Here is a 13,227-nt window from a genome sequence, read left to right as displayed (position 1 = left end):
CAGCCTGCCCGCCTACGGTCGCCCGCTACGCAACCCGCTACGCTTCGAGACGTCGGTACCGGACACCCGGGGGCCGGCGCCCGACCCCGAGGCGACAGGATTCCAGGAGGCAACATGCACGAACCCCGTACCATCGGCTTCATCGGCACCGGCATCATGGGCGGGCCCATGGCGCGGCGCCTGATCGACGCGGGGCATGACGTCCGCGTGTGGAACCGCACCGCCGCCAAGGCGGCGGCCCTGGGCGCCACGCCCGCGAAAACCCCGGCAGCGGCGGCCGATGGCGCCGAGATCGTCATCGTGATGCTGAGCTCGGGGCCGGTCTGTGACGAGGTGATCCTCGGCGAGCACGGCCTGCTCGACGCCATGCCGCCGGACAGCCTGCTGATCGTGATGAGCTCCATTCCGGTGGAGACCGCGCGCCACCAGGCCAGTGCCGCCGGCGAGCGCCACATCCACTACCTGGACGCCCCGGTCTCCGGCGGCGAACGAGGTGCCATCGACGGCAGCCTGGCGATCATGGCCGGGGGTGACGAGGCAAGCTTCGAGTGGGCCCGTCCCGTCCTCGAGTCACTCGGGCGCCCGGTGCGGATCGGCCCGGCGGGAAGCGGGCAGCTCGCCAAGCTGGTCAACCAGCTGGTGGTGGCCAGCACCATCGCCACCGTCTCCGAAGCCATGCTGCTGGCCGAACGCGGCGGAGCCGACCCGGCCCGGGTGCGCGAGGCCCTGCTGGGCGGCTTCGCCGACTCGACGATCCTGCGCGCCCACGGGCAGCGGATGATCGAGCAGGACTTCGCCCCCGGCGGGCCGGCCAAGTGGCAGCTCAAGGACACCCGCACCGCCCTGTCGCAGGCCGACTCGCTCGGCCTGGACCTGCCCGTGGCGACGCTGGTCAACCGGCTGTTCGAGGACATGGTCGCCAACGGCGACGGCGAACTGGACCACAGCGCCCTGATCCGCGAACTGCGGCGCCGCAACGCCCTGCCCTGTTGACCTGCCAACTCGTCCGTGGCAGCTTGCCCGGAATCCTGTCGAGAGCCTCCCGTGAAAGCGACCCCCAAGCGCGACCCCCGTCCCAGCATCAGCGAGTACCTGGCCGAGGCCATCTTCTCGGGGCACTATCGGCCGGGGGACTTCGTGCCCAGGGAGCTCGACCTCTGCGAGCAGTTCAGGCTCAACCGCTCGGCGGTTCGCAGCGACCTGCGCCAGCTGGTGGACGCCGGCATCATCGAGCGGATCTCGGGCCACGGCTCCAAGGTCCGGGAGTACGCCGACTGGCGCATCCTCGATCCCACCGTCACCGAGTGGATGACCCGCTACGCCGCCCCCAACCCAATGATCCAGCGCGAGATCCTCTCCTTTCGCCTGGATGTCGAGCCCTATGTGGCGATGACCGCCGCCCGCCGCGCCACGGCCCGCGACCTGGTCGCCCTGGAGGAGGCCTTCGAGGGCATGAAGTGCCATCTCCAGCATGGTGACAGCGAGGAGGAGCGGCGCCTGCACAGCGACCACGACGTCGCCTTCCACGCCGCCATCTTCAAGGCGACCCACAACATCGTCTGGTCACAGCTCTCGCATATCCTGCGCCCCTCCATCTACCTGCTGATCTCGATGTCCAACGTCAGCACCGAGGAGCCCGAGGAGAGCCTGGAGCGGCACCGGCTGCTGATGGAGCACATCCGCGCCCGCCAGCCCCAGGAGGCCTTCCGCGCCGCCCAGGCGGTCCTCGACGGCACCGCCAAGGCGCTCGGCATCGAAGCCGGCGACAGCGCCCTGGGCAAGCACCTGGCCCTGGGCTGAAGACTCCCCTGGGGCACTAATCGGTCGCCATTGCCGGCAGCACACGGCGCTCCAGGCGCCGCTCGTAGAGCCCCTTGGCGACCAGCGTCCCCAGCACCAGGCCGCCGCCGACGAAGGCCAGCGGCGCCGGTCGCTCGGCCAGGATCCACCAGACCCAGAGCGTGCCCACCACCACCTCGAGCAGCAGCAGCAACCCGACCTCCGCCGCCGGCAGGTAGAGCGGCCCCCGCTGGAGCAGCGTCACCCCGGCCGGCACGATGAACAGGCAGAGCAGCACCACCAGCAGCAGCCGGTCGGGCGGCGGCAGCGAGAAGCCGCTGGTCGCGCCCACCACCAGCCCGCCCCCCACGGCAACGATCAGCCCGGAGAAGGTCAGCATGGGGCTCATGTCGACACCCGGTCGGGTACGACACAGGGTGAAGTTGATCGCCAGCGTGGTCGCCGCCATCAGCGCGAAGCCATTGCCCACCCAGGACCCGGCACCGGCGTCGTCGACCACGATCAGCGAGATTCCGGCCATGCACAGCAGGATGGCCAGCCAGGTGCGCCGCGGCAGGCGCTCCTTGAGGAAGAGCCAGGAGAGCGCCGCGGCGATCAACGGCGAGCCGGCCAGGATCATCAGCACGTTGCCGCCCTTGGTGTACTGGTTGCCCAGCACGAAGCCGCAGGTGGTCAGGCTGAACAGCAGGGCCACGCCGATGCCGGTCCAGCCGCAGCGCCGATAGGCATGGAAGGTGCCGCGGCCGTTGCGCGCCACCACGATCAGCAGGAAGCCCAGTGCCGAGAGCAGGCCCCGCCACATCAGGATCTCGGCGTCCGGCAGGCCCGCCAGCTTGATCAGCAGGGCGTCGGGGGACATGATCAGTGCCCCGCCCCCGGTCAGCAGCAGCCCCTGCTGCCGGTGGGGAAGTGCCTGGAATGCGTTCACCTCATCCTCCCGGCCCGCGGCGGGACGCCAGCGTCGCCTTCATCGACCCCCCTTCTCCTCCTCCAGCACCCGTATGACCTCCGGCACCGCCAATGCCTGGTCCTCGATCGTGCCGTAGAGGTCGCGAACCGCGGCCGCCACGCCGCGAGCCACGCCAAGCTCGTCGGTCATGGCATGATAGTAGCCGATATCCTTGCTGGCATTGGCCACGCTGAAGCGGAAGCTGGAGGCGTCGCCGGCCTCGATGAAGGGCCGCAGTCGCTCGAGGATCACCCCGCCACCGCCGCCCTTGCCCAGCACCTCGAGCAAGGCCGCATCGTCGATGCCGGCATGGCGCGAGGCCACCGTGGCCTCGGCCAGCACCGCCGAGAACCCCAGGGAGACGTAGTTGTGGACCAGCTTGAGGGTATGCCCGGCGCCCACCGGCCCGGCATGGGTGATGTTCTCGGCGAAGCTCTCGAGCAGCGGATGCAGCTCGGTGAACAGTGCCTCGGGCGCGCCCACGATCAGGTTCAGCCGCCCCTCGGCCGCCTCCTTGGGGGTTCGCGTCATGGCCGCGTCCATGAAGCGTCCTCCCGCCTCCTGCACCCGCGCGGCGACCCGCTCGGTGGAGCTCGGCAGCGCCGTGGAACAGTCGACCACCACGCTGCCCTCGCGCAGCCCCTCGAGCACGCCACCGGGCTCGAACAGCACCGCCTCGACCTGGGGCGAGCCGGTCACGCAGAGGATGATCACCTCGGCGGCTTCGGCCACCTCCCGCCCCGAGGCCCTGGCCTCCGCGCCGGCGGCCAGCAGGTCCTCCACCGGCTGGTTGCCGGGGTGGTCCAGGAAACAGAGCCGGTGACCGGCACGCAGGATGTTGCTGGCGATCCCGTGGCCCATCAGGCCCACGCCGACCATGCCGACACGAAGGGGGTGACTCATTGCAGGACTCCACTATCAGGTTGAAGAAGGAGTGGCTCAGCCATGGCGGATGGCCACCGTCTTGATACGGGTGTAGCTCCTCAGGCCCTCGAAGCCCTTCTCGCGGCCATGGCCCGAGCGACCGACACCCCCGAAGGGCAGCTCGACGCCCCCGGCGGCGCCGTAGTTGTTGACGAACACCTGACCGCTGCGGATGCCCTTGGCCAGGCGCAACTGCCGCCCGCCATCGCGGGTCCAGACCCCGGCGCACAGGCCGAAGTCGGTGGCATTGGCCAGTTCCAGCGCCTCGGCCTCGTCGGTGAAGCACTGCACCGCCAGCACCGGGCCGAACAGCTCCTCGCGCAGCACCTCATGGCCGGCGGGAATATCGGCCAGCACCTGCGGCACCACGAAGTGCCCCGCCGCCGGCGCCCCCTCGGCCAGCCGGCCCCGGGCCACCACCCGGATGCCGTCGGCCAGGGCCCGCTCCAGCCGTGCCTCGAGCTTGTCCCGCTGACGGGCATTGATCAGGGGCCCGCAATCCGCATCCGCCTCGCCGGCATCGCAGCGCAGCGCCGAGAAGCGCTCGGCGAGCCGTGCCAGCACCGCCTCGGCGCACTCCTGCTGCACCAGCAGGCGGCTGCCGGCGGAGCAGGTCTGGCCGGCGTTCTGGATGATGCCGCGCACCACCGCCTCCAGCGCGGCCTCCATGTCGGCATCGGCGAACAGCAGCTGGGGCGACTTGCCGCCCAGTTCCATGGTCACCGGCACATGCTGCTCCGCCGCCGCCTGGGCCACCAGGGTGCCGGTCTCGGGCGAACCGGTGAAGGAGAGATGCTGGATGCCGGGGTGGGCCGCCAGCGCCGCCCCCGCCTCGCGGCCCAGCCCCGGCACCACGTTCAGGGCACCGGGCGGCAGACCGTTCTCGACGGCCAGCTCGGCCAGGCGCAGCACGCTCAGGCAGGCATCCTCGGCGGGCTTGAGCACCACGGTGTTGCCGGCCGCCAGTGCCGCCGCCACGCAGCGGCCGAAGATCTGCGCCGGGTAGTTCCACGGGATGATCTGGGCGCAGACGCCGTAGGGCTCGCGCAGGGTCATCACCGCGAAGTCGTTGTCGAAGGGGATCGTCTCGCCGTGCAGCTTGTCCGCCGCCCCGCCATAGAAGCGAAAGTAGCGGGCACAGGCGGCGATGTCGCCGCGCGCCTGGGTCAGCGGCTTGCCGGTGTCCGCGCACTCCAGCGCCGCCAGGCGCTCGTGGTCGGCCTCGATGGCGGTGGCGAACGCCAGCAGCCACTCGCTGCGCCGGCGCGCGCTCCACGCCGACCAGTCGCCCAGCCGGCCGGAGAAGGCGCGGTCGGCGGCGGCGACGGCCTCGTCGACCTCCTCGGGGCGGCAGCGGGCGATGCGGGTGATGGTCTCGCCACGGGCCGGGGCCTCCACCTCCAGGGTGTCGCGGGTTTCGACCCAGGCGCCGCCGATCAGGGCGCCCCGGGGCGGCATTGCGAGTCGTGGTGACATGGTCGCACTCCTTGTCGTTGTCTTGTGGCGGGTCAATAGAGCAGGTTGACCAGCCCCATGGAGATCCACGGCATGTAGGTGATCGCCATCAGGCAGGTCAGCACCACCAGCACGAAGCGCACCAGGTGGGGCAGCATCTGGTCGATCGAGATCCTCGCCACCGCACAGGCGGCAAACAGGTTCACCCCCAGCGGCGGGGTGATCATGCCCAGCGCCAGGTTGACCACCATGATCAGCCCGAAGTGCACCGGCTGGACCCCGAACTGCACCGCGATCGGCGTCAGGATCGGCGCCAGCACCAGGATCGCCGCCCCCGTCTCGATGAACATCCCCACCCCCAGCAGCAGCACGTTGACCGCCAGCAGGAAGGTCCAGGGGCTGTCGAACACCGTGGTCACCCAGCCGGCCACCTCGCGAGGCAGCCCCGAACGGCTGATCAGGAAGCTGAAGAGTGCCGCGGCCGCGATGATCAGCATCACCGCCGCGGTGGAGAGCACGCTCTGGCGCAGGATCGGGCCCAGGTCGGCCAGCGTCAGCTCGCGGTAGACCAGCCCGCCCACCACCAGGGCATAGAACACCGCCACCGCCGCGGCCTCGGTGGGGGTGAAGATGCCCCCGTAGATGCCGCCGATCACCACCACCGGCATCAGCATGGCGGCCCAGGCGCGGCGGAAGGCGACGCGGAACTCGCTGCGGTCCTCGCGATCCTGCAGGCCGTAGCCGCGCAGCTTGCAGAACAGGTAGAGGAACGCCAGCAGGGCGCCGCCGATCAGCAGCCCCGGGCCGATGCCGGCGATGAACAGCTGGCCGATGGAGGTATTGGTGCTGACGCCGAACAGGATCAACGGGATCGACGGCGGGATCAGCACCCCCAGCTCCGCCGACGAGGCCTGGATGGAGGCGGCCAGCGGCTTCGGGTAGCCGTGCCGCACCATGGCCGGAATCAGGATGGCGCCGATGGCGAAGGTGGTGGCCACGCTGGAGCCCGACACCGCGGCGAACATCATGCAGGTCAACACGCAGGACATGGCCAGGCCGCCCTGCACGCCGCCGACGATGGACTTGGCCAGGTCGACCAGGCGGCTGGAGATGCCGCCCCCCGCCATCAGGTTGCCGGCCAGGATGAAGAACGGAATGGCCATCAGCGGGAAGTGATCGAGGCCGACGAACATCTGCTGCGGCACCATCAGCAGCGGCAGGCTCGAGAAGTACTCGATACCGATGATCGAGGCGAGCAGGATGGAGACGGCAATCGGTACGCCGACCGCGAACAGGATGACCAGCGAGAGGCCGATGGCGAGGTTCATGGGCGAGGCCCTCCCTGGGTGTGATGGTGCACGTCGGCGTCGGCCTCCCCGGAGGCCGCCCCCCGGAGCGTCGAGGTCACCGCGTCGGCCCCCGGAGCGGAAATGGCTCGGTCGGTATCGGTCAGCGTCTCCTGTTCGGCGGCCTCGTCATGCTGGGGCCCCAGCCCCTCGCGGGCCGTGGCCTGAGCCAGCAGGCGCCCCACCACCGCCACCATGGCTACCGCACTGCCCACGGGAATCGCCGCATAGGCCCAGGAGATCGACACCTCCAGCGCCGAGAGGGTCTGGCGGCTGACACGATCGGTCATCAGGATGCCCTGATAGAAGAGCACGCCGAGCACCAGCAGGCAGCAGAGGCCGATGACCAGTTCGAGCCCCAGCATCATGCGCCGCGGTACCAGCTTGTAGATCACCTCCACCGCCATCATGTAGCCACCGCGGAAGGTCGCCGCGGCGCCCAGGAACACGCACCAGATCATGGTCGCGCGGGACAGCACCTCCGACCAGGTCGAAGGCGCATTGAAGATGAACCGGGTCAGCACCTGGTAGAAGCCCAGCGTCACCGAGACGATCAGCATCAGTATCGCGATCGCCATCGCCAGCCGGGTCAACCAGTGCTCGAAGCGTAGAAACCAGGACACCATAGTGTGAGTCCCCAAGTCGGTCGGGGCCGGTCACGAATGACCGGCCCATGGGCAGGCGGCTCAGCAGTCGCTGTTGCGGATGCGCTCGAGCATGGCGTCGCCATACTGCTCGACGAAGCGCTCGTGCACCTCGCCCACGGCGTCCTGGAACGGCGTCGCGTCGACCTCGGTGTTGACGGTCATGCCCTCGCCGCGCAGGAACTCCACGCCCTCGTCCTCCAGGCGCGAGACCTCGGCACGGGTCGCCTCGGCGCCGGCCCGGGCGGCCTCCACGAACCAGCCGCGCTGCTCGTCGCTGAGGCCGTCGAGCAGCACCGGCGAGCCGAGCATCACCGCCGGCGAGTAGACATGCCCGGTCAGCGACAGCTGGTCCTGCACCTCGTAGAGCTTGGCCGCCGTGATCACCGTCAGCGGGTTCTCCTGGCCGTCCACGGTGCCCTGCTGCAGGGCGGTGAACAGCTCCGGCATGGCCATCGGGGTGGGGCTGGCCCCCAGGGTCTCGAAGGCGTCCTGGTGGATGCGGTTCTCCATGGTGCGGATCTTCAGGCCGCTGACGTCGTCGGGGCTGGTGATCTCGCGGCGGCTGTTGGTGATGTGGCGAAAGCCGTTCTCGGCCCAGGCCAGGCCGACCAGGTCGTGCTCGCCCATCTGGTCGAGCAGCTCCTGGCCGATCTCGCCGTCGAGGACGCAGCGCGCCTGGTCGTAGTCCGCGAACAGGAACGGCAGGTCGAGCACATAGGTGTCGGGCACGAAGTTGCCCAGCGGGCCGGTGGAGGTGATGACCACGTCCACGGTGCCGATCTGCAGGCCCTCGATCATGGCGCGCTCGCCGCCCAGCGAGCCGCTGGGGTGCTCGGCGGCGGTGAACTCGCCGCCGGAGAGGCGCTCGAGGGCCTCCTTGAAGGCGCGATAGCCCTCGCCGTAGTGGGATTCGCTGGGAATGGCGTAGCCGACGTTGACCTCGGTGGCGGCCTGGGCCGGGAGGATCAGCGCGGTGGCGACGAGGCCGCCGATGGCGGCGGTGAGGGCGCGGCGTGCGAAGCGTTGGGTCATGGCAATGTCCTCGATTGTTGTTGTGACGCTGGTTGGTGTGACGGTCGTTGCGACGTTCAGCGGTGGAGAGGCCTGGGCCTCGGTGGACCGGCTGTCGTCCGGTGGACGGCAGCCAGGAAAGCCTGGTGGTGATTCATCCCCGGGTCATGTCCAGGGCGACGTCGACGATCATGTCCTCCTGGCCGCCGACCATCCTGCGCCGGCCGAGCTCCACCAGGATGTCGACGGTCCTGAGACCGTAGCGCTCGGCGGCCGCCTCGGCATGGCGGAGGAAGCTGGAGTAGACGCCGGCATAGCCCAGTGCCAGGGTCTCGCGGTCGACCCGCACGGGGCGGTCCTGCAGCGGCCGCACGATGTCGTCGGCGGCGTCCATCAGGGTGTAGAGGTCGCAGCCGTGGCGCCAGCCGAGGCGGTCGGCGTTGGCGATGAACACCTCCAGCGGGGCATTGCCGGCGCCGGCGCCCATGCCGGCCAGGCTGGCGTCGACCCTGTCGCAGCCCTCCTCCACGGCGACGATGGAGTTGGCGACCCCCAGGCCCAGGTTGTGGTGGGCATGCATGCCGGTGCGGGTCGCCGGGTCGAGGGCGTCCTTGAGCGCCCGGAAGCGGTCGCGCACGCCGTCCATGGTCAGGGCACCGCCGGAGTCGACCACGTAGATGGTCTGGGCCCCGTACCGCTCCATCAGCCTGGCCTGTTCGGCCAGGCCTTCGGGCGTCTGCATGTGGCTCATCATCAGGAAGCCCACGGTGTCCATGCCGAGCTTGCGGGCGTGCTCGATATGCTGGCGGGAGACGTCGGCCTCGGTGCAGTGGGTGGCGATGCGCGCGCCCCGGGCCCCGGCGCCGTAGGCGGCGTCCAGGTCATGCACGGTGCCGATCCCCGGCAGCAGCAGGGTGGTGATGAGGGCGTGCTCGACCGCCTCGGCCGCCGCCTCGATCCAGGCGAGATCGGTATGGGCACCGAAGCCGTAGTTGAAGCTCGATCCCTGGAGGCCATCGCCGTGGGCGACCTCGATGGAGTCGACCCGGGCCTCGTCCAGGGCGCGGGCGATGCACCTGACGTCATCGAGGCTGTACTGGTGGCGAACCGCATGGCTGCCGTCACGCAGGGTGACATCGGAGATATAGAGCGTCTTGTCGATCCGGTCAGGGGATGTCATGGCGGTTCACCTCAGACGGTGGTGCCCAGCAGGCGGGTCTCGGCGAGGCGCTCGGCGCAGGCCTTGGCGGCGGAGGTCATGATGTCCAGGTTGCCGGCGTAGGCGGGCAGGTAGTGGGCGGCCCCCTCGACTTCCAGGTAGATGGAGGTCTTGAGCCCGCTGACGCGGCCGATGCCGTCTATCGTCAGCGGCGCTTCCGCGGGAATCTCCTCGAACTGGACCCGTTGCTTCAGGCGGTAGCCGGGAACGTACTTTTGCACCGTGCGGGCCATCGCCTCCACGGAGGCCTCGATGGCGCCCCGGTCGGCGGGGCGGGAGAGCACGAAGATGGAGTCGCGCATCAGCAGCGGTGGCTCGGCCGGGTTGAGGATGATGATCGCCTTGCCGCGTTGCGCCCCGCCGCACGCCTCGATGGCCCTGGCGGTGGTCTCGGTGAACTCGTCGATGTTGGCCCGGGTGCCGGGGCCGGCCGACCGGCTGGCGATGGAGGCGACGATCTCCGCGTAGTGCACGGGGGTCACCCGGGAGACCGCGGCGACCATGGGGATGGTGGCCTGGCCGCCGCAGGTGACCATGTTGAGGTTGGGGGCATCGAGATGCGCGTCCAGGTTGATCGGCGGCACCACATAGGGGCCGATGGCCGCCGGGGTCAGGTCGATGACCTTCACGCCGTGGGCCTCGAGCCGCGCGCTGTGATGCGGGTGACTCGCCGCCGAGGTGGCGTCGAAGGCGATCCCGATCTCGTCGAAGCCGGGCATGGCCAGCAGGCCGTCGATGCCCTCGGCGGTGGCGGGCACGCCGAGCGCCGCGGCGCGGGACAGGCCGTCGGAGGCCGGGTCGATGCCGACCATGGCGCCCATCTCCAGGTGCTCGCCGTGGCGGAGGATCTTGATCATCAGGTCGGTGCCGATATTGCCGGAGCCGATGATGGCGACCTTGACGCGCTGTGTCATGGGACTGCCTCGTGACCGGGACGGGGTGCCAGTGAAATGTCGAACATGGCGTGCATTTGTTCAACATATACTTTCGTATGTGTCGACTAGTTGCCGTCCCAGGCCTTACTGTCGAACGGGTCTGGAACCCGAGGCCGGCACCCGGGACTCCCCCGGCGGCACGAACAGGAGCAACTCCCATGTCACACAACAACAAGGACGGTCGTCGCCCGCTGCGCTCCGCCCAGTGGTTCGGTACCACCGACAAGAACGGCTTCATGTACCGCAGCTGGATGCGCAACCAGGGCATTCCCGACCACGAGTTCCAGGGCAAGCCGATCATCGGCATCTGCAACACCTGGTCGGAACTGACCCCCTGCAACGCCCATTTCCGCAAGCTGGCGGAGCACGTCAAGAAGGGGGTGCTGGAGGCGGGGGGCTTTCCCGTGGAGTTCCCGGTGTTCTCCAACGGCGAGTCCAACCTGAGGCCCACGGCCATGTTCACCCGCAACCTGGCGAGCATGGACGTGGAGGAGGCGATCCGCGGCAATCCCGTGGATGCGGTGGTGCTGCTGGTCGGCTGCGACAAGACCACCCCGGCACTGCTGATGGGGGCGGCGTCCTGCGACATTCCCACCATCGTGGTCAGCGGCGGGCCGATGCTCAACGGCAAGCACCAGGGCAAGGACATCGGTTCCGGCACCGTGGTCTGGCAGCTCTCCGAGGACGTCAAGGCCGGGAAGATCTCGCTGCACGACTTCATGGCCGCCGAGGCCGGCATGTCGCGCTCCGCGGGCACCTGCAACACCATGGGGACGGCCTCCACCATGGCCTCCATGGCCGAGGCCCTGGGGACCTCCCTGCCGCACAATGCGGCGATTCCGGCGGTGGACTCCCGCCGCTACGTGCTGGCCCATCTCTCGGGCATGCGCATCGTCGAGATGGTGGAGGAGGGGCTCGACCTGTCGCGGGTGCTGACGCGCGAGGCGTTCGAGAATGCCATCCGCGTCAATGCGGCCATCGGCGGCTCCACCAACGCGGTGATCCACCTCAAGGCGATCGCCGGGCGCATCGGGGTCGAGCTGGACCTCGAGGACTGGACGCGCATCGGCCGCGGGACGCCGACCCTCGTCGATCTCCAGCCCTCCGGGCGTTTCCTGATGGAGGACTTCTACTATGCGGGCGGGCTGCCGGCCGTGCTGCGCCGGCTCGGCGAGGCGGGGCGCCTGCCGCATCCCGGGGCACTGACCGTCAACGGCCGTTCGCTGTGGGACAACGTCCGGGAGGCGCCGATCTACAATGACGAGGTGGTGCGCCCTCTCGACACGCCGCTCTGTGCCGATGGCAGCATGAGCATCCTGCGTGGCAACCTGGCCCCCGACGGCGCCGTGCTCAAGCCTTCGGCGGCGACCCCCGAGCTGATGAGGCACCGTGGCCAGGCGGTGGTGTTCCAGGACTTCGACGACTACAAGGCGCGTATCGACGACCCCGACCTGGAGGTGACCGCCGACAGCATCCTGGTGCTGCGCAACTGCGGCCCGCGGGGCTACCAGGGGATGGCCGAAGTGGGCAACATGGGCTTGCCGTCCAAGCTGCTCGAGCAGGGGGTCACCGACATGGTGCGCATCTCGGATGCGCGCATGAGTGGCACGGCCTACGGTACCGTGGTGCTGCACGTGGCCCCGGAGGCCGCTGCCGGTGGGCCCCTGGCCGCGGTTCGCGACGGCGACTGGATCGAGCTGGACTGCGAGTCGGGACGGCTGCACCTGGAGGTGAGCGACGACGAGATCGCCGCGCGTCTCGCCGAGCGCGACCCGACCGAGGAGTCCCGGCTGATCGCCCGCCAGGGCGGCTACCGCCAGCTCTATATCGAGCACGTGCTGCAGGCCGACGAGGGGTGCGACTTCGACTTCCTGGTCGGCCGGCGAGGCGCCGAGGTACCCCGGCACTCCCACTGAGACGAGGTCACGACATGCAGATGCCGCACAACGCCTTCAAGCAACGCCTGCTGGCCGGCGAGCCCCAGACCGGCATCTGGCTCGGGCTGGCCAGCCCCTACTCGACGGAGCTCGCCGCCACCGCGGGCTTCGACTGGCTGCTGCTGGACGCCGAGCATGCGCCCAATGACCTGGCGAGCCTGCTCGGCCAGCTGCAGGCCATCGCTCCCCATGCCAGCCAGCCCGTCGTGCGCCCGCCGACGGGGGATCCGGTGCTGATCAAGCGCTACCTGGATATCGGCGTGCAGAACCTGCTGGTGCCCATGGTGGAGACCGCCGAGCAGGCCGCCGGGCTGGTCGCCGCCATGCGCTACCCGCCCCGCGGCATGCGCGGGGTGGGGCATGTGCTGGCGCGCGCCTCGCGCTGGGGGGACGTGGAGGATTACCTGACCCGTGCCGACGAGGAACTGTGCCTGCTGGTGCAGGTGGAGAGCCCGACGGCGCTGGAGAACCTGGAGGCCATCGCCGCCACCGATGGCGTCGATGCGGTCTTCGTGGGGCCTGCGGATCTCTCCGCGGCGATGGGGCATCTCGGCGATCCCGGCCATCCGCTGGTGCGGGCGGCCATCGACGAGGCCATCGAGCGGATCCGCGGCACCGGCAAGGCGGCCGGCATCGTCACCGTCGACGAGGGCGAGGCGCGGCGCTATCTCGAGGCGGGTTGCACCTTCGTCGGGCTGGGCATCGATACGATGCTGCTGGCCAACGCCATGCGGGGGCTGGCCGAGCGGTTTCGTACGAGCTGAACGCGGGCCCGGCCGGGGGTGTCCTTCCCCCACGGGGGTCTGACCCCCGGGACGCCGGGGTCGGCGAGGGGGCGGTGTCGGCGGCTTCAGCCGGGCACGGGGTCAGACCCCTGGGTGGCGGCTGCCGGGGTTGGTGTCCTTCCCCCGCGGGGGTCTGACCCCCGGGATGCCGGGGTCGGCGAGGGGCCGGTGTCGCCGGCTTCAGCCGGGAATGGGGTCAGCCCCCGGGTGGCGGCTGCC

The 13,227-nt window shown here is 70.0% G+C and carries 12 protein-coding genes; 4 read left to right on the top strand and 8 right to left on the bottom strand.

What is annotated here, in order from left to right; all coding sequences use genetic code 11:
* Positions 1–114 precede the first annotated feature (114 nt).
* Both ACOMD9_RS18295 and ACOMD9_RS18290 read left to right on the top strand, forming a co-directional pair.
* Positions 115–993, top strand: coding sequence for an NAD(P)-dependent oxidoreductase (locus tag ACOMD9_RS18295; RefSeq protein ID WP_421417416.1), 879 nt, complete (start codon positions 115–117; stop codon positions 991–993).
* A 51-nt stretch (positions 994–1,044) separates the two neighbouring features.
* Positions 1,045–1,800 carry a FadR/GntR family transcriptional regulator gene (locus tag ACOMD9_RS18290; protein WP_421417415.1) on the top strand — a complete coding sequence of 252 codons (756 nt, stop codon included), beginning with the start codon at positions 1,045–1,047 and terminating at the stop codon, positions 1,798–1,800.
* A gap of 16 nt (positions 1,801–1,816) precedes the next feature.
* On the opposite strand, the gene ACOMD9_RS18285 is transcribed toward ACOMD9_RS18290, so the two are convergent.
* The 8 genes from ACOMD9_RS18285 to ACOMD9_RS18250 form a co-directional block, all read right to left on the bottom strand.
* Positions 1,817–2,728, bottom strand: coding sequence for a DMT family transporter (locus ACOMD9_RS18285; RefSeq protein WP_421417414.1), 912 nt, complete (start codon positions 2,726–2,728; stop codon positions 1,817–1,819).
* A gap of 39 nt (positions 2,729–2,767) precedes the next feature.
* The gene (locus ACOMD9_RS18280) at positions 2,768–3,652 is read right to left on the bottom strand and encodes an NAD(P)-dependent oxidoreductase (protein WP_421417413.1); all 885 of its coding nucleotides are present in this window, start codon (positions 3,650–3,652) and stop codon (positions 2,768–2,770) included.
* 36 nt (positions 3,653–3,688) lie between these two features.
* Positions 3,689–5,149 carry an aldehyde dehydrogenase family protein gene (locus ACOMD9_RS18275; RefSeq protein ID WP_421417412.1) on the bottom strand — a complete coding sequence of 487 codons (1,461 nt, stop codon included), beginning with the start codon at positions 5,147–5,149 and terminating at the stop codon, positions 3,689–3,691.
* A gap of 32 nt (positions 5,150–5,181) precedes the next feature.
* Positions 5,182–6,456: a TRAP transporter large permease gene (locus tag ACOMD9_RS18270; protein ID WP_197565389.1), complete on the bottom strand. Its 1,275-nt coding sequence runs from the start codon at positions 6,454–6,456 to the stop codon at positions 5,182–5,184.
* Positions 6,453–7,100: a TRAP transporter small permease gene (locus ACOMD9_RS18265; protein ID WP_421417411.1), complete on the bottom strand. Its 648-nt coding sequence runs from the start codon at positions 7,098–7,100 to the stop codon at positions 6,453–6,455. Before ACOMD9_RS18265 ends, ACOMD9_RS18270 begins: the two co-directional genes overlap by 4 nt.
* Positions 7,101–7,160: 60 nt before the next feature.
* Entirely contained in the window at positions 7,161–8,153 is a 993-nt protein-coding gene (locus tag ACOMD9_RS18260; protein ID WP_421417410.1) for a TRAP transporter substrate-binding protein, read from the bottom strand.
* A 133-nt stretch (positions 8,154–8,286) separates the two neighbouring features.
* A complete protein-coding gene (gene dmpG, locus ACOMD9_RS18255; RefSeq protein ID WP_421417409.1) occupies positions 8,287–9,312 on the bottom strand; it encodes a 4-hydroxy-2-oxovalerate aldolase in 1,026 nt (341 codons plus the stop codon).
* An 11-nt stretch (positions 9,313–9,323) separates the two neighbouring features.
* Positions 9,324–10,265, bottom strand: a complete 942-nt coding sequence (locus ACOMD9_RS18250) for an acetaldehyde dehydrogenase (acetylating) (protein ID WP_421417408.1) — start codon at positions 10,263–10,265, stop codon at positions 9,324–9,326.
* Between the two features lie 179 nt (positions 10,266–10,444).
* Here ACOMD9_RS18250 and ACOMD9_RS18245 point away from each other — a divergent pair, with 179 nt between their 5' ends.
* Both ACOMD9_RS18245 and hpaI read left to right on the top strand, forming a co-directional pair.
* Positions 10,445–12,202: an IlvD/Edd family dehydratase gene (locus ACOMD9_RS18245; protein WP_421417407.1), complete on the top strand. Its 1,758-nt coding sequence runs from the start codon at positions 10,445–10,447 to the stop codon at positions 12,200–12,202.
* Positions 12,203–12,216: 14 nt separating this feature from the next.
* A complete protein-coding gene (gene hpaI, locus ACOMD9_RS18240; RefSeq protein WP_421417406.1) occupies positions 12,217–12,987 on the top strand; it encodes a 4-hydroxy-2-oxoheptanedioate aldolase in 771 nt (256 codons plus the stop codon).
* Positions 12,988–13,227 lie beyond the last annotated feature (240 nt).

It is taken from the genome of Halomonas terrestris, assembly GCF_049166755.1.
Lineage (GTDB): Bacteria > Pseudomonadota > Gammaproteobacteria > Pseudomonadales > Halomonadaceae > Halomonas.
The sequence above is the reverse complement of the archived record's forward strand: the minus strand, read 5'-3'. Positions and strand labels throughout refer to the sequence as shown.